18 protein-coding genes and 1 pseudogene are annotated in these 17,570 nt (G+C 35.9%); 3 read left to right on the top strand and 16 right to left on the bottom strand.

Annotated elements, in window-relative coordinates:
- Positions 1-123 precede the first annotated feature (123 nt).
- From AC4HAF_RS00215 to AC4HAF_RS00140, 16 genes and pseudogenes are all read right to left on the bottom strand, one after another.
- Positions 124-2,019, bottom strand: coding sequence for a M13 family metallopeptidase (locus AC4HAF_RS00215; protein WP_491096195.1), 1,896 nt, complete (start codon positions 2,017-2,019; stop codon positions 124-126).
- 132 nt (positions 2,020-2,151) lie between these two features.
- Positions 2,152-2,640: a hypothetical protein gene (locus AC4HAF_RS00210; RefSeq protein WP_491096194.1), complete on the bottom strand. Its 489-nt coding sequence runs from the start codon at positions 2,638-2,640 to the stop codon at positions 2,152-2,154.
- Positions 2,630-3,220 (bottom strand): ATP-binding cassette domain-containing protein, encoded by a 591-nt coding sequence (locus AC4HAF_RS00205; protein ID WP_491096193.1) that lies wholly within the window; start codon positions 3,218-3,220, stop codon positions 2,630-2,632. The genes AC4HAF_RS00210 and AC4HAF_RS00205 overlap by 11 nt, the downstream gene beginning before the upstream one ends.
- A complete protein-coding gene (locus AC4HAF_RS00200) occupies positions 3,217-3,699 on the bottom strand; it encodes a stage II sporulation protein M (protein WP_491096192.1) in 483 nt (160 codons plus the stop codon). The genes AC4HAF_RS00205 and AC4HAF_RS00200 overlap by 4 nt, the downstream gene beginning before the upstream one ends.
- A gap of 2 nt (positions 3,700-3,701) precedes the next feature.
- Positions 3,702-4,829: a hypothetical protein gene (locus tag AC4HAF_RS00195; protein ID WP_491096191.1), complete on the bottom strand. Its 1,128-nt coding sequence runs from the start codon at positions 4,827-4,829 to the stop codon at positions 3,702-3,704.
- A gap of 9 nt (positions 4,830-4,838) precedes the next feature.
- A pseudogene (locus AC4HAF_RS00190) lies at positions 4,839-4,940 on the bottom strand (uberolysin/carnocyclin family circular bacteriocin); the annotation flags it as partial.
- A 62-nt stretch (positions 4,941-5,002) separates the two neighbouring features.
- On the bottom strand, positions 5,003-5,854 hold the full coding sequence (locus tag AC4HAF_RS00185) for an ABC transporter ATP-binding protein (protein WP_491096190.1): 852 nt from the start codon (positions 5,852-5,854) through the stop codon (positions 5,003-5,005).
- A gap of 1 nt (position 5,855) precedes the next feature.
- Complete coding sequence (locus AC4HAF_RS00180; RefSeq protein ID WP_491096189.1) at positions 5,856-6,524, bottom strand: hypothetical protein; 669 nt, start codon at positions 6,522-6,524, stop codon at positions 5,856-5,858.
- 566 nt (positions 6,525-7,090) lie between these two features.
- Complete coding sequence (locus AC4HAF_RS00175; protein WP_491096188.1) at positions 7,091-7,738, bottom strand: hypothetical protein; 648 nt, start codon at positions 7,736-7,738, stop codon at positions 7,091-7,093.
- Entirely contained in the window at positions 7,722-8,366 is a 645-nt protein-coding gene (locus AC4HAF_RS00170; protein WP_491096187.1) for an ATP-binding cassette domain-containing protein, read from the bottom strand. Before AC4HAF_RS00170 ends, AC4HAF_RS00175 begins: the two co-directional genes overlap by 17 nt.
- Positions 8,367-8,423: 57 nt before the next feature.
- Positions 8,424-8,558, bottom strand: coding sequence for an aureocin A53 family class IId bacteriocin (locus tag AC4HAF_RS00165; RefSeq protein ID WP_491091594.1), 135 nt, complete (start codon positions 8,556-8,558; stop codon positions 8,424-8,426).
- A 468-nt stretch (positions 8,559-9,026) separates the two neighbouring features.
- Positions 9,027-9,905 (bottom strand): Rgg/GadR/MutR family transcriptional regulator, encoded by an 879-nt coding sequence (locus tag AC4HAF_RS00160; protein ID WP_491096186.1) that lies wholly within the window; start codon positions 9,903-9,905, stop codon positions 9,027-9,029.
- A 586-nt stretch (positions 9,906-10,491) separates the two neighbouring features.
- Complete coding sequence (locus AC4HAF_RS00155) at positions 10,492-10,713, bottom strand: bacteriocin (RefSeq protein WP_491096185.1); 222 nt, start codon at positions 10,711-10,713, stop codon at positions 10,492-10,494.
- 408 nt (positions 10,714-11,121) lie between these two features.
- The gene (locus tag AC4HAF_RS00150; RefSeq protein WP_491096184.1) at positions 11,122-11,352 is read right to left on the bottom strand and encodes a Blp family class II bacteriocin; all 231 of its coding nucleotides are present in this window, start codon (positions 11,350-11,352) and stop codon (positions 11,122-11,124) included.
- Between the two features lie 317 nt (positions 11,353-11,669).
- Complete coding sequence (locus tag AC4HAF_RS00145; protein ID WP_491096183.1) at positions 11,670-12,860, bottom strand: sensor histidine kinase; 1,191 nt, start codon at positions 12,858-12,860, stop codon at positions 11,670-11,672.
- Between the two features lie 164 nt (positions 12,861-13,024).
- Complete coding sequence (locus tag AC4HAF_RS00140) at positions 13,025-13,774, bottom strand: response regulator transcription factor (RefSeq protein ID WP_491096182.1); 750 nt, start codon at positions 13,772-13,774, stop codon at positions 13,025-13,027.
- Between the two features lie 494 nt (positions 13,775-14,268).
- Here AC4HAF_RS00140 and AC4HAF_RS00135 point away from each other — a divergent pair, with 494 nt between their 5' ends.
- The 3 genes from AC4HAF_RS00135 to AC4HAF_RS00125 all read left to right on the top strand — a co-directional run bounded on the left by AC4HAF_RS00135 (position 14,269) and on the right by AC4HAF_RS00125 (position 17,433).
- Complete coding sequence (locus AC4HAF_RS00135; protein ID WP_491096181.1) at positions 14,269-15,984, top strand: alkaline phosphatase; 1,716 nt, start codon at positions 14,269-14,271, stop codon at positions 15,982-15,984.
- A 185-nt stretch (positions 15,985-16,169) separates the two neighbouring features.
- Complete coding sequence (locus tag AC4HAF_RS00130) at positions 16,170-16,763, top strand: hypothetical protein (RefSeq protein ID WP_491096180.1); 594 nt, start codon at positions 16,170-16,172, stop codon at positions 16,761-16,763.
- 10 nt (positions 16,764-16,773) lie between these two features.
- Positions 16,774-17,433 (top strand): DUF4767 domain-containing protein, encoded by a 660-nt coding sequence (locus AC4HAF_RS00125; protein WP_491096179.1) that lies wholly within the window; start codon positions 16,774-16,776, stop codon positions 17,431-17,433.
- Positions 17,434-17,570: the final 137 nt, after the last annotated feature.

The following is a 17,570-nucleotide window of genomic DNA, read 5'->3' as shown; positions in this document are numbered from 1 at the left end:
ACTGCAAAAATGAGACCGGATGCATCCGGTCTCATTTAATAGGTGGGCTATTGCAGAGCTGTTAGGGCTCTGCTTTTTTACATACTCTCGCACAGAAAAAGCAAACAGATTTATCAGAATAAATCACCAAATAATCACGCGCTCAGATTGATCACGCCACATGCCGTCGCCTTCTTTGACATCAAAGGCTGCAAAGAAGTCATCAAAATTAGCCACCTGAACATTGGTTCTTAATTTACCCGGAGCATGGACATCAACTGTTGCCAGCATCTGCATGTATTCCGGACGGGCTTTCATCCGCCAGATGGTCGCAAAATTAACAAAGTAATCACGGGCTGAGAAGTCAGCCTCTTTTTTAGCCGCTTCCAAAGCACAGGCTAAACCGCCCAAGTCAGCAACATTTTCCGATACCGTCAGCTGCCCGTTTACCTTAGCACCATAGGAGTCAAGCCCGTCAAATTGTTCAACCACTTTGTCAGTACGCTCTTTAAAAGCTTTGTAATCTTCATCTGTCCACCAGTTATTAAGGCTGCCGTTTTCATCAAAGGAAGCCCCATTCGTATCAAAGGCATGGGAAATTTCATGAGCAATGACCGCGCCAATACCGCCGTAATTGGCAGATGAAGATTGTTCCAAGGAATAAAACGGTGCCTGTAAAATTGCCGCCGGAAAAACGATTTGATTTTGCTGCGGATCATAATAGGCATTGACCATGTGAGCAGGCATGTGCCATTCTTTGCGGTCCACAGGCTTGTTCCACTTGCTCCAGCTGTAAGCGATGGAAATCTTAGCTAAGTTTTGGGCATTTTCCACCAGGCTCAGCTTATCATCAATAATTTTCTGTGCATAAGTTTTAGGCAGCTCCTCTGGATAGCCAATATGCGGTGTGATGACATTGAGTTTGGTAATTGCCTTGTCACGCGTTTCAGGCGCAAGCCAGTCAGTTTTGCGCAGGCGTTCTTTATAAACGTCAATCATGGTCGCCACTTTTGCTTCCACATCAGCCTTAGCTTCCGGAGAGAATTTCTCACCGGCATACCAAAGCCCCAAGGCTTGATTGTAAGGTCCCTGTGCCAGATAAAAGGCTGCTTTTTTCTTGTCCATAGGCTGAGGCGTTCCCGACAGAGCCCGGCTGTAGCTGCCAGAGAGTATGCGAATATCGTCTGTCAGATAAGCATTCCAAGCTCCGGCTGCGCTGAGAACCAAGTTTGCTTTCAGCAGCTCCCAGTTGCTTTCAGAATAAAATTCTTTAGCAAAATTTGTCCAGAACCGCTCTTCAGGCACGATAACCTTGTCAGGTTTTTGCCCCAAAATCTGTTCAAAAACAGCATCCAAAGGCAATTCCGGAGCTAATTTTGTAAAGTCAGCCCAGTCATAGGGGTGGTAAAGCTTGACATATTCAGAAGACTCTTCGCTTGACAGCACATACTGAGCCAATTTGGCATCCAGCTCAATAACCTTATCTAAAAGGTCCTTGATTTCTGCTGTTTCAAAGCCAAATTTCGGCAAGAGTTCTTCCTGCATCGCCCGCCACTTAGCCAGCAGCTCTTTACCATTTTCATTATCCTTAGCATAATAAGTCGTATCCGGTAAAATCAAACTAGGCGCTTCTGCCCAAAGAACATTTACCTGTGCATTCATAAAATCCGGTGCCACACCAAACGGCAGCAGATTAGGTTTGCCGGCCATCTCATAATCAGCGATTTTAGAGGCAAATTCGGCAAAAGACGACAGATTTTGGTATTCTTCAATGAGCGGCAAAGCAGGCGCCACACCTACTGTTTCACGCTTATCATAATCCGCCACCTGGCGGTGAAACTTAACAAAGTTTTGCAAAATACTGTCTTCAGGCAGATTTTCTCCTGCCAGCCACTGATCCGTAGTCGCAAGCATCAAATCCTCAATCTCATCCGACAAATCCGAAAAGCCGCCGGTGCGCGGTTTATCATCCGGAATAACAGCGGTTTTTTCCCACTCACCATTGACAGCATCATAAAAATCATCTTGTAATCGTACCATAAACACTCTCCATTTCTATACGACTTCTATTGTAACAAAAAAGTCCGATTTAAGCAGAATCGGACCTTAGACTAGCAGACAAGCCAAGAGTTGTTATAGGCACAGCAATGCGATTGCAAACTTCAGCTCCTTTTAAAAAAGGGCTGGGGCTGCAATGGAACTGAACAAGAAAGGAGATACAGCAAGCAAAGCTGTTTTCAAACTACCATTCCTATGATAATTAATAGAAAACATAATGATAATAGAAATAAATGCTGTCAGCTTAAAGACACTTAAAAGATTGGACGTTGGATAAATTAAAAGCAGAAAACAGTCAATCAACAGCATGATAGTTCTAGACAGCAGTATATCAAAAAGAAAGATTTTCCCATCCTCAATAAATAAGATGATAAGAAATTTTGCAAGAAGATACCCAGCCACTGCACTAACAATATTACTAACAATTGAAATGACAAATACCAGCTTTTGAGGAGAAACCGTTATAACACTCTTTAATTCGTTTAATGCTGACAGTCTTTTGTCTAAAACCCCTGTTTTCAGCAATAAATCTACAAATAAAAACAAGATAAAAAGATGGCAAAGAAAGTTCCCCAACGAAAAAATAAGTGTTTTATACTTCACGAACTTTTCCTCCTTCTATATGAAGAGTGCGGCTGTTTTGTTCCAGCAATAGACAGGACAGATTGTGAAAAACATAAATAATTGTGGATGTTTTAGACAGTTTGACTAACTGTTTCGCCACTATTTTTAAGCTATCATTATCAATTGTAGATAAAGTTTCATCAATAAAAATATAATCCCACTCCTTAACCAGCAACAACGATAAACCTAACTTTAATTTGGTACCAACTGAAGCATGCAGGTAATCATCATTATAGGAATCGCCAAAAAAGGCCTCTACATCAGCTTCTAATTCTGGAGTCAGCTTAACCTGATAAGTCTTACACAATAAATAAAAGTTATCCTTAATAGAAAACGGTGCCAGACCAATTGGATTCAAATCAAGAAATAGTATATCTCCTTCAAGCTTTAATCTTTTCTCATTATCAAATGCAGACAGTCCTGATAATAAGCGAATGAGAGTACTCTTTCCACTGCCATTTTTACCTGTCAAACGATACAATCCCTTGTGAATCTGAAAGGAAATATCATCGAAAAGAACTTTATGACGAATTGTCTTTGACACATGTTCTAATTTCATCCTATATACCCTTCTAAAAAAGCTGCACAAATCAATAGAAAATATGATCCAAGATAATATTTCCAAAAAGACAGTTGCTTTTTCAATCCTTTCTTAAAACTTTTTTTCTTGATAGAGTAATACAAAAGATATTGACTTAAGCCTTGATAAAATAAAAAATTGGGCAATTCAATAACACCATGCGGCGTCAGCTTGCTTAGTGTATAACCTACTCCATTTAACTGTATTCCCATACTGATTTGAAAAGTAGTAGTCAAAAGATCAAAAAATTGTAATATGGGAGAAATAGCGAAAAACAAAATATAAACTACAAAATTACCCGTATTATTTATTAAAACAGTAACAAATAACTGGTGACTAACTGGCAGAATACTAGACTTAAAAAGCGAAGATTTAACTGCAAGACTCAGCATTACTCCTATAAAAATAGTACTAAAAATAAAGATAATATAATAACTTTTAAAAATTTTATCAGACACTGTTATCCTCCCAAACTCATACAAATGATGCAAATAAGATATAACAGAAGGAAAGAATATCTTAAAATATGATTCCTTTCTTCATATACCAGATAATCCAGTTTTCTGAAATAGGTAAAGGCAATCAAGAAATTTAAGAATAATAAAATAACCGCTTTAACAGTTACAATAAACGAAGAACTTACAACAAGTGCAGGCAAGGCAGTCAGATGTATAAAATTAGCATAAACTGTCCACAAATACAAACTGCTGACTTTAAATCTGTCATAAAGCGTTAAATGATTATTGAGAATCAGCAAACGATGCCGTGTTGAATCAATGTCTATATCTTGACTTTGATTGCCGACAAGAAGTTCCAGCAATGCCAAATAAATAGAAGTATACAAAAAAGTAAATGGAATTGGCACCGTCTTACTTATCTGATTTAAAAAAATTTGACCAAAGTAGGTTCCTAATAAATTCAGGATGAAGAATAAAAAGAGCAGAAAAAGATTATTTTTAAAAATAGTTAGCTGTAACTTTAACAAAGATGCATCGGAAAACGTACTCCTCTCATACTTGATAAAGCGAAATAAGAAATCGTCAATTCTAAAATGAAAAAGAATATAAGCTATAAGGACAAGCAAGGATGCTAATAAATTTAGAAGCAATAAAGCAGTATTTCCTTGACTCAGACAAAGTAAAGAAATTAAGAATAAAATTTGATTAACAACTGCTAAAACACCAGATAGCAAATGAGATAGAAGATTTATAACAATGATAACACAACTGAAAAAAGCCAACGTCAAACTAACAGAATGATTGCTGATTAAGTAACATAAAGCCGCTATAGTAAGGATAAACTGTACTCTGTAAATATAATAGACGGATAAAAAAATATGCCTTAAAATATAACGACGCTTGATAAAAAAAGTCCCCAACCTTTGCTGATGATAAGGGAAAAGAACACTTGAATGTTTCGTGGTCCCAAATAGACTAATGGATACAAGTAAAATTTGTTCTTGCATCCTCAAATTGATTGAATTATTGTTGGGGATTACTAAAATAACGATTAAGAATAAAAAGGTCATCCCTATTGTATTGAGATGACCTAAAAAATCAGAATCCACATGCAGAAACCTTTTTTTCATAACTACCTCTTAATACAGAGCCGCTGCTGCTTTTCCTTTTTTCTTTAGAATATAGAGAACTGCTGCCGCTACTCCTGAACCAATGGAGCCGACACCCGTTACAAAACCAACATAAAAATAATACCCTTCATTAGTCTTTAAAAAATGAATTTTGAATGCTTCTTTAATTGACCTCATTCCGATTGATAAACAGTTTCAATTAGACTTCTTTTCTTTTTATAAAACTCATAAACGGTATTATCACTGTTAGCAAGCAATCTTAATAATTCATTCGGCAAAGTCGATTGACTAAGATCAATTTCAAGATGATTCTCATCTACTATCCTTTTAGTGAACTTAATGGAAGCATCATTAAATAATTTTTGGCTATCCAAACAGTGAATAATGTAAACTTCTTTTTCTGTAGAGTCTGGATTTATTAAATCCTTAACTGTTCCGCTGTCAATAATTTCACCACTGTCAATAATATAGATATAATCTGATACACGTTCCAATTCGTCTATGTTATGTGATGTGAGTAAAATAGCTGCACCAGTAGTTTTTAAACGCTTTATAATATCCATCATGATTAGTGCAGACGGAACATCCACTCCTGAAGTGGGTTCATCAAAAATATAAGCATCAAAATCCCCAATGGCACATTGGATGAAAGAAAGCTTCTTTTTCATCCCAAAAGAATAACCAGAAATCTTACCTTTTAAGTTTTTGTAAAGACCTAATTCTTTAGACAGATTTATCGCATAGGATACATCTATCTTTTTTAGTCGAGCAATGAATTTCAAAAATTCTAAACCCGTCCAGTCAGAATACATGTTATCAGCATCAGGCATAACAGACACTGCTCCTTTTTTGACCTCTCCAGAATCACACCTGTAGTAGTCCATTATTAATCCAATTAAGGTCGACTTGCCTGCACCATTTCTGCCTATAAGAGATGTAACCTTCCTATTTGATATTTGTAAACTCACTCCTCTTATAACATCATTCTTCCCAAATGATTTGATTAAATTATGACATTGAATCATTCTATATCTCCCTTTTCTCAAATATGAGTTGCCCAGCAAAAACCAATACGGCAGATAAAAAGTATAAAATTATTATTTCCCAAGTCTTGGATAAATAATGATAAGGAAATAACCAGCGAAACGGTTCTAATATTGGCCAACTTTTAAGCAAAGAAGCTGTATAAAGTATTGGGAATAGAATACTGAGCATCAAATTTATCAAATTTGATAAACGTTCACTACCCGCAGATACCGAAACCAACATTACTAAACTCTGAATATAAAGGTAAAATCCCAAAATCGCTAATAAAGAATAAAAAGGAATATTAACGGTACCCTTAGTAATAAATAAGATAAGCAAAGAAATAAAGGTTAATACTAAAAAGTAGCTTGTTGATGCTAGGTATTTAAAAAGATAGATACTACGCCGAGACAGATAAGGTGTTAAAAATCTCATCGTCTGAGATTCAATTTCCCCAGCAAGCAAACCTGAAAATAAAACAGATGAAAAAAGATAACCCAAAAGGGCATAAAGAACGAATAATGAATTAGTCAGTTCACCATCTAATAAAGAGCTCATCGAAGATGAGTATCTGCCTATAAGATAAGAAGATATTAGAAAAAAAGCACTAACAAAAAGAGATTTTTTAGAAAAAATTTCTTTTTTAAGAGTTGTTAAAAATAATACCACTGGTTGCCTCCTAATCGAGTCATTTTATTTGTCACTTTACGACCTTCTCAAAAGTAAATTTCTAAAAAATAAACAGAGAAAATAAACGTAATATGGAAATAACAAGTGTTATGCACGACACCACACTTTTAAGCATATCTTTAAAAGTGATTATTCGCGAATCCTTTCTCTTCTCTATATTAATTGGAATTAAAGAATTAACAACATAAAATGATATTATTACTGTAAGATAATTAATCCCATAAACCAATATCTGATTCGTAATGACTCCTAAAACTACTATCATTGGTAAAAATACTAAAGAAAGTTTTAAGGTCGATTGTATTGCATAATATCTTAGTTCACTTAATGTTTGACTATTATAAAAAAAATGTATTTTTTTCCTTTGATTTTTAAGATATTCAAAATAAGCTAAATACATAAATCCTAATATGGTAAAGATTAAAGTTAATAAATAATCACGCTGATTATCTATTATAAAACTGGACAAAGCTAAAAAGTAAATAATAATCAAGTCATATAAAACACTTGTCCTAAGGATAAATAAAAAAAATCTTCCCTTCATTTCATCTTTCTTTTCTAGGATGCAGAATCCATAAATTAATAACACATAATACCAAATAAATTAACAACAATCCCCAATTACTTATACTGAGAAACAAAGAAAAAATATTAATAGATAGCATTCTACGAATACTGAGGGCAAGTAATCCACAATAAAGAATTTTCATCATTGTATAAATCATCTCTTTTTTACTATTTGACAAATATCTTGTACTCAACGAATTAATTAATGTCAAAAAAGAAAGTAAGTTAATAAAAATCAAGAAATATTTCAACCTATCATTTGTCACTTCTAATGGAACAAGTAGATAAAATATTAATAGAATTGATAATATAAATTTTCGATATCTATAATAACTTCTAGCCTTTTCAATTTCTATAACTGGGAAAAAGCCTCTTAGTAAACCTAATTTTTTAAATATCTTATCTTCTGGAATAGCCACATTACACAGGCCTATCAAGAGTAAAATTAAGGAAACAATAGGAGCTAGTTTAGGATAATTTCCTAGGGAAAAAATCAGGAATTTCCCTCCTATTAATAAAGAGAGAATAACTAATAATAAACTCAAAGTATTAAAGACACCATATATTTGGAATCTTTTTCTAATTAAATCAATTTCTACAAAAAATACTTTACTCAAATAACTCACGCTCTAACAAATCAACTTCGCCGCTGTTTTTAAATCGCTTTTTCACTTTTCCATCTTCTAAATAAATAAATTCATCACAAAGATCACTCAAAGTATCTAAAATATGGGATGAAACAATAATTATAGATTTCTTTTTTAACTCAGAAAGTAATTTCTTAAGTTGATAAATATATTTAATATCTACACTATTAAATGGCTCATCTAAAACAATTAATTTGTAATCATGCAAAAAGACATTAATTAATGACAGTTTTTTTCTCATTCCCTGAGATAACTCGCTAATCAAGACATTTCCCTTTCCTTCAAGATTCAATTTTTTTAGAATATCAAGATTAGTTTGAGAAACTTTTGAATATTTTCTAATAATATCAATAAACTCTATAACTGTCATATAGTCAAAAGGCTCTAGATCTGAAGGAATATACAAGATGCTACTACTATCTAAATCAGATACCTCAAAAGAGACATTAGATTTCTTGAGTCCAGACAGTAAATCCATGAATGTAGTCTTACCAGCACCATTTTCACCTATGAGACCAATAATATTGTTTTTCTTAATATCAAGAGTACTGATATTTAATTTAAAATTTGGATATTCATGAACAATTTTATTAATTTTCAAAGTCATCTAACCTCCTAAATAAGATTTGTGAAATCTAATTAGATTTCACAAACCAACAACTAACTAACCACCCCAAATGGAACGGATATAGTCAAACACAGACTCTCCTAATGAGAGGAGGAACCATTTGTTCTTCCAAGCCCATTGGATTGCTTTTGTACCGTATTTTGCAACAAATGCTAAAATTCTACCCCACATAATAAAGTTCTCCTTCCCATCAATTATTATAAAACTAAATATTAGCTAGCTTAACGCTTTATAAGTAATTGAACAAAATGTATTGTAGATATTTACGCAATGATTATAACATTGATTATTTCAACAATAACTTATTCGCAAATATGAAAATTATTGTTAATATTTTTTCTTATTTGAGAAAAACAGTGTTCTGATAAGTTGACTGTTATAATAAGTATAAAATACAGAAAGAGGTGCTTAATATGTTTGATTGGCTCGTTAAATTATTTACTGGTGGAGGCAGTGGCGGCGGAGGTGCTTTCTAATTTATTAAGATTCATAGGAGGTCTATTTATGTTAAAAAGATTGTTTACATTAGCTCTTATAATTCCATACTTTTTATTGCCACTTTTATAGATAAAAAGCAAAACTTTACACTTTATATAATAAGTCCAAAAAAGGTTATCAGGAAAAACATTGATAGCCTTTTTATTTGTTACTATCAAAATTCAGCAGCAACTGCTCCATATTCGCTCTGAGAAACATAGCCATTGTTGGGTTCCCTAGCTTCTCAACCATGTTAACATAATATTCTAATGCATCTTTATCAGTTATTTCTCCTTGCAGATATGCAATTATTTGTTTCAAAAAATTGAGTGATACTATAACAAACATATCTTGATAAGTTAGAAGTTTTTCTAAATGATTTATAAAATAGTCTGCATAGTAAAACTCCTTTCTCTCAATTAGAATCATAATTAAGTTTAAAAGAGCAATTTGGGCATTTTTCTTATTAGTGGGAATGGAAATATATAGCTTATTACGCTCAACAAAAGCTTTACCCAAGAAGATTAAATCCTCAACTGATAAGATAATCATCGCATTGCCAAAGAGATTGAGCTCATACTCAGTCCACTCTTCAATATTATAGAGATATGTCGCGAGGAACTCTTTATCCTCCTCTGATATTGTATAGCTATGATCCAAGGTATGAATAGCCACGCGGACAACTAATCTATTTAACCGGTTATAAGTGTCAAAACTTTCATAATCTCCATAAGTGTCTAAAATTTTCTTTAAGCCCTCAATATCACGCTTTGACTGAAATTCTACAATCTTATTTCCTATTTTGAAAAAATCATTTTCTTCATAATTATTTAAAGCATGAGCAAACTCAGAAAAATTCATATGAATGCCCTCAATAGCTAAGATCAGCTTGTCCGCTGCCAACATAGTCTGCCCATTTTCAAACTTTGATAATTGCGACACCGACAAATTATCTCGTGCTATATCCTTCAGTTTAAGTCCTCTTGCAATCCTGAGTTCGCGATAGAGTTCTCCCAATTCCATGGATTTTTTTGCTTCCAATATATTCCCTCTTTATCTCTTTTAGGCAGTTATTATAACTGTACTATTTGTCTTTACCTTAACAAAAACATATTACAGTTTTATTAACACATTTCCAATATAGGTATTCGTGTTTATAGACCACAGCACTCAGGCAAGCATAAAGGCAGCCGGCATAAGTACCAGTGCTTGTCGTCTTTGATTTCCTTTTTTCATTTTCAAACTTGATTTATTCCTTAAAAATATCTATCATCTCAAACAAGAGTAAAGTGCGGCGTAGCACCAGCGGCTGCAGATGCCAAACAAGCTCCCATGCCTCTGCCGTCAATTCTACCTTATCCATGATTTCAAATAGCTTAAATGCTTATGTTTTCATAATATTTAATGTTAGCTGCTTGACCAACCGACAATATTAATATAAACTGTGCACGTCTATATCGTGAACGGTCGTTATTTTGTTGTGAATGGTAAAAGGGGAGTTTTTTATAACCTAAATTGTACAAATACCTTAGGAAAATAAGATATATTAAAAGAAATTCTATTAATTTCTACCGTTCAAATAATTCCTCCAAAAAAGAGGACTCAAAAATTGGTCCTCTTAAACATTTTACGGCATTTGAGAATCAATCCAACCCGCATAAACTCCTGCACCCGCTGCACATGCTAATGTCACATACGGAGTAGCTGCCGCACAAGCTGATGCCCCCTCTACAGCACCAGCCATGCCCGCCATAACATGTCTGTACAATCTTTGATTTCCACCTTGGATAACTTCCAAATCTAGCATATCAAGATTATCAAATTTTTTAATACTTCGAAATTCATACATAATAACACCTAATCTTTCTTTATCTTAATGAAACTTAGTATAGCTAATATTGAGAAAAAAACTACTGTAAAATGGATATATAAATAAATTAAAATATCTGAATAACTTCCCTGACAAATATTAATAATGGGAGAGATACTGGTTATCGCGATAACAATCAATGTTTTCCTAGAAAACAAATAGCTAAGAAAATTAAGAGCAAAATCAATCCATCTCATATTTTCAACTTTATCTTTGATAAGAGTTAAAAATAACAGATAAATCATAAACTCGAATATAACACTTCCTATAATTAGAACTAAACTTTTTTCGATCTTAATATCAAGGAACAAGCCATTTAAAAAATTTAAAATCGTTGATATACAAATTACAGTAAGTAACTTAAAGATTTTTTTATTCTGCATAATCTTACTGCGCCAATGCCCAGAGCGTTGCTGCCCCACAATACTGAGCACCTAAAATAGCTCCAGGGAGGAAACCGGCACCACCAGTAGCAAATCCGCCAACAGCTGCACCTTGTATAGCACAGCCACCAATAGCTGTTGCTGCTTGCCCAAATGAAACTTTACTTCCTCCTTCAACAGCAGAAAGCACTTCCTTATCCATTGCTTCAAATTGTTCAAATGCTTGTGTATGCATAATAAATCTCCTTTTATCATATTTATTTTGTCTGGTTGGCCAACTGACGATATTAGTATACCCTAATTTTTAAACTGTGCACGTCTATGTCATAAATGGTCGTTATTTTGTCGTAAACGGTCATTTTTTGTTCCATTTACACAATTTTTAACCAGTCACGACAAAAATAAGTGTCTCATGCTTTGAGCACATCTAGCGGTTATTCCCTGTCACAATATTTCTAATCAGTCCCATGAAAGAAAATAATGTAGAACTAACTAATAATAAAAAGGTGCAGTCGCTGATATCCCCCAGCAGTCGCACCTTTTGTTATAAACTTACCCCATCTCTAAAATTTGCTGGAAGCGACCCGGTCTGGTACTTGTCTTGAGATTGGTATGAGGATAGCTACTCAGTATTTCTCTGACATTAGCCAGTCCCCACCCTCTGTCAAGTCCTTTAGAAGAATTGCCGCGCTCGTAAAGGCCGGACAGATTAATATCTTGATAACACATGCTGTTTTCAATGATGAGAACAGTTTTTCTCTGATGTTTAAAGTAGGACACCTGTAATTCTCTATCGTTGGATTCGACAGCTCCTTCTATGGCATTATCCAATAAAATAGAAAGCAGCCGGATAAAATCAAGGGGAGCTAGATTGGGCCTGCCAACTTCCTCCGGAATCTCTATTTTGACTTGAATAGCAGACTCAGCAGCCTGAGACAGTTTGGCGGAGAATATGCTCTTAATCGCATCATCTCTGATAAGTGAGAGGTTGCCAATTTCAAAATGATCCGACTGTAAGAAATTAGCAGACCCTGCTGTCACTTCTTCAAAGGTTTGACGGACACTGGCCATATCATTGTGCTCAATACCATAGCGAAAACTGGCTAAAACATTAGCATAATCATGCCGAAAAGAGCGGATATCCCTGTACAAGCGCTCTATCTCATGGCTGTAGTTTGTTAAATGCCTCAATTCTTTTTCTTTCTGCTTTAACAGAACCAGCTCCAGGTGACTGGTCATTTTTTGATTTAAAGAAGCTATAAAAACAGGTACCGAAACCATGAAAATTAAGCTAAGATATTTTCGGATATCCATTGCTGAATCTCTTGGAATTAAACTAAGGTAAGTGAGGTTGTAGGACAGCCACTGAATAAAGGAATATAAGCCCAGTGTAATGATTGTCGGTCTGATGATTGAGTGGATAACTGTTTGATCGGTAATCTCAAAAAGACGTTTAAAATCTACTCGCATAATACGCAGAATTAATTCATTGATAAAAATAGCCCCCAGACATTGCAAACAAGTTACCAAGCTTAACAATAATCCATCGTTACTATTAACTATATTAGGATAAAAGATACTAAAAATATTAAAAACTAAAAAACGTGCGGGAAGTTCAAACATAACCTTGGGGTAAAGGGCATAAAACCATCTTAGCCAAGCTCCTTTAGAAAGGTTCCCAAATTTGACTGCCAAAAAATAAAGCAGAGCAATATCCAACAAATAATCTGAGTAAAATAACATTCTTGCAGGAAAGTAAACAACAACCCCTATAGATAAAGCAATAAATCTATATTTGGCAGGTATTTTTATGCGAGTTACTCTTTCAAATATTATTAGGATAGTAACTAAAATGGCTGTACGAGAAATGATATAGCTAAAAAGAGTAGTTAAAGTATTTGCCAGCACTATTTCCCTCCTTCATGCAGAGCTTCAATCGCCCTGATTAATTCTTTTATTTTTGGTCGGGCAACGATGCAAGTCTCACCATTTGGAAAATGGGCTAAACGCTGGCTATAATCTAATTTTGCGACATTAGCCGGATTAACAACATAGGAGCGGTGAACCCTTAAAAAATGCGGATCACCTTCAATTTCAGCCAGAGTTCCATAAAACTCCATATAGTCATACTGACCGTGAAGAATCAGTTTATGAGGAGTGGCCGACACTTCAATATAATAAATATCTTTGTAGGGCATCTGAATGCGAGAATAGTCATTTTCAAGAAGAAAAGTCTTGTCGGCAGCAGGCTGATCCAAGTTAGCGGCCACATAATCCAAGGCCGCCTTTATTCGTTCAGAAAACTTTTCTTCTGAAAAATTTTTATCAATAAAATCAAAGGCAGACACCTGATACTGAAAAGTCAGGGGCATTAGTTCAGAGTGCGTTGTCACAAAAACGATAACCGCCTGATTGTCTTTTTCGCGGATGCGGCGCGCTATTTCCAGTCCTTTCTTTTCCTTATTTTTGATTTCAATATCTAAGAAAAAGATTTGATGGTTGCCCTTTTCTTTAACCTCAGCTAATAACTGGTCAGGCCTCCCATGAAGCGAAATGCTGCTTTTAAAGATATGCTGGTCTTGCAGATAATGAGTGATGATGTTTTCTAAACGTAACTGCTGCTTGAAATCATCTTCTAAAATATAAACCTGTATCACTATTTTACTCCTGTTATTTTAATTGAATTTTTATCAGAGAACATTAGCATCGATAAAAATTTCAGCTCCAATCCAAAGGTGAGCCTCCTGCAGATTTCCAAAAAAATACTAGAGTTTTTTCTCCGATTCTTGCCAATTAAAAAATGCCTGTGTTCTTTCACTGCTCTTGCAATAATTTATTTTTCATTTTAACAAAGGCATGTTACAGCTTTATTAAGAGATGCTTGGAGACAGGCCCAACTATTCAAAACGAAGTCAGCACTTTTATCAAGTGTTTCACAAAGACTATTCGTAATTCATCATAGGCGGCCTTTCGTAATAGCGTTATATAAAATATATGAACGATTGATTTGGTCTGTTCAATTCTTCCAGCGTCGAACATGTGGTTACGGTTTTCCTTTTCAAGATTTACATAAAATTGATAATAACAAGATAGAAACCATACAATGATTAGCTATAATTGAATCAATCTTAATATAATCTTGGGGGAATTTATGAAGTCTAACTCTAAATCAATGAAGCGTTTTGGGATTGCTTTGGCAGCCTCTGCTATTTTATTTGGCGCCTGCGCGAAATCAGGTGCTATCAAGCTAAATACGGATGCTGTCAACAGTCCGGCGGCAGCCAGAAAAACAGCAAATGGAAAAGACGTTGCTATGTATGACACCAAGCGGCCTAAAACAGAAGATTATTCAAAAGTTAATGAAAATCAAGCTAAGTATGTTTTTCTTTTCATTGGCGATGGTATGGGACTTACACCTGTTACAGCTGCTGAAAATTATTTGGGTATCACCAAAACAAACAAGGGCGAAGTCTATCCGGACCGCATGAACTTTACTGATATGCCGGTTATTGGATTAAAAACACAGTATGACTGTCACTCCTTTATCCCGGATTCAGCATCAACAGCCACTGCTTTTGGTACAGGGATTAAGACACAGACAGATACTCTGGGACTTTCGGGAGATTTCTCAAAATCGGCTGACTCCATTGCCGAAAAGGCTAAACGTTCGGGCAAATCAGTCGGAATCCTGTCTTCTGTAACACTGAACCATGCGACGCCGGCTGCTTTTTACGCCAACGAGGAATCCCGCGATTCTTATTATAATATCGGCCGGCAGATGGCTAAAACAAACTTTGACTATTTTGCAGGCGGTTCTTTAAAAGATCGAACAGGAGAAAATGAAGATCAAAAGGATCTCTACAAGGTTTTAAAGGAAAACGGCTATACAATAGCTGATACCAAGCAAAAAGCGAAAAAGATTGATGCAGACTCTAAAAAAGTCTATTTGGTTGCCGAAGACCTCCAGGATGACGGTGCCATGACCTATAAAATTGACCAGAAAAAAGGCGATCAAGATCTAAATGATATGGTCAAAAAGGGGATCGAAGTCATGGAAGACGACCCGGAAGGCTTCTTCATGATGGCCGAATCCGGAAAAATTGACTGGGCTGAGCATGCCAACGATGCTGCGACTACTCTCAATGAAGTCATTGGTTTTCAAGATTCCATTCAGACGGCTATGCGCTTTTACAAGGAACATCCTGATGATACCTTGATTATTGTGACAGCTGACCATGCGACCGGAGGATTTACAATCGGTAATGAATCGACCGGCTATGAAACTTATCTGGATCAACTGACTCACCAAAAAGGATCACAGGTCGAATTTGATAAGATTGTGACGGCAGCTCTTGAGAAGAACCCTGACTTGACATTCGAAGAATTTGCTCCGAAAATCCAAGACTTCTTCGGTTTAAAACTAAAGGCTGACGCTCCTTCCGAAACAATCACCAATGCTCAGGAAGAAGATTATCTGAAGCAGCAGGGCAAAGACCGACTTCTGTGTTCTAAAGAAGAATATGAAAGCCTTAAAAAAGCATTCGAAGAATCTAAAAAAGAATCCGATCAGCAAGATACCAACTATGGCGGCTATGTTCCAGTTTCAATTACTGCAACAAGGATACTAAACAAAAAATCAGGTTTGGCTTGGACGACTACCGACCATTCCGGCGATAAGGTACCTGTTTATGCCATGGGATCCGGAGCTTACATGTTTGACGGTGAATTTGATGACACAGATGTAGCTGTCCGCATCGGCGAAGCAATGGGCTTCAACGGTAAACCTGCCGGACCTAAAGATGAGATGGAAAAGAAAACGAAAAAGCCAACAGGTGTCGGACAAAAGCCGCCTAAGGCAAAAGAATAACGGTCTCTCTATTTTATCTATAAAAAGAAAGGGGTAATAAGTATTGCCCCTTCTTTCATAACTGAACACGGGCTAAAATCCTAGTAAAAAAGATAAACGTCCTTGTGTCTTAACGACACGGAGTCCGTTTCCTATTTTTATACGGATTTCTTCACGCCCTTTGTATCTTAAATAAAGGAGAGAACATGAGAAAATATGCATTGCCTCTAATACTGCTGTCTCTGCTCTTTTTGGTGCCGGGCAGCAAGGCCGAAAGCGAAACGGCTTTGCTAAAGAACGAGCCGTGTCTGCAGAAAAAATTTAAGGCTGATGCTGTCAAAATACCCAAACACAAGTTTAACCGCAGCAAGCTAACCACTTACAGCGAAATCTACAATTATCTGAAAGCAGAATTCGGCAAACCTGTTAAAAGCGAAAATACCCAGACCAGTGACGGTATTCTTTTAAAGGCCGATTATTTCAAGGATAAAATCAGCGGCAATCAGTATTTTGTCGCTAACAATACCATCCCTGGATATTCTCAAAGTCAATTTGTCTATTACGGCATTATCGCTTATTCGCACAAAGCCTTGGACATCGGTCTGAAAACAACAGACTACTATTCTCAGAAAAAGAAGATTTTGCTGAGCAACCGCTATAATCCTTATGTTATGAATGATGTTTCTATTTCTTACCGTGAAATCCCGGTGACTAAAAAACAGAAAGCATATGGCGTTTCTATTTTTAATACTAAGGAATATGATGTATTCCAAGAAGCTGTTTTACGTAAAACTGAATAGAAAGAAGACGATGAAAACATTTAAAAACCTTATCAAAGCTGCTGTTTTTTGCAGAATTGCCGCAGCTTCAGCTGCTTTTCTGCTGTTCTTTCAAACAGAGCAGGCAGCAGCCCATCAAAGTCCTAAACAGGCAGAACCCCTGCCTGCTGTCCACAATAAGCAAAATCCCCATATCCAACTGCTAGAAGAAGATCATGAGCATAACCACCAGGACCATCATGAAGAGCAAACCGAAAGACAAACTGTTTGGAACCTGCAAAAAGCAGAGAATTTAAGGCAGAAAATGATGGTTTACCGCCCATCAGATCAAGGACGTTTCACAGAATACTGGGTAGGGACAGCCGTTAAATGGAAAGGCACTGCCCTGCCAAACCAAGCTATCAGCAATATTAAAAATAAAGAGGCTCTCAAGGTCAGCGTTGACGGGAAAAGCCGTCAGCTGCAGTATTCAAAAACGGGCGAGCAGCCCGGCTGGAATGTTGTTGCTGTCTTTTCAAATCAAAACGATGCCAAAGCCAGTAAAAAGCACACTTACTTTTTTATCATAAAAGATGGGAAAGAAGCACAGATTATTGAGCCTGTTTCACTTAAGCATAAGCACATAACCTTTACAAGTAAATCCAGCCGCAAACTGCTTTCTGTTTTCACCGACATTCTTGCGCATAAATAAAATCAAGAGCAAGGCAAAAGAGAAAGTCCGGCGGATATATGTACTGATATCCTAAATCTGGACTGTTGGAGCAGTTCGCCGCTGCGTCACATCAAGGTTTACTATACCTAGTCAAAGGCCGGAAATACTTTTATCCC

Source organism: Streptococcus sp. ELY_90, assembly GCF_058314475.1.
Note: the sequence above shows the minus strand (reverse complement) of the source record. Positions and strands in the feature narration are given on the sequence as shown.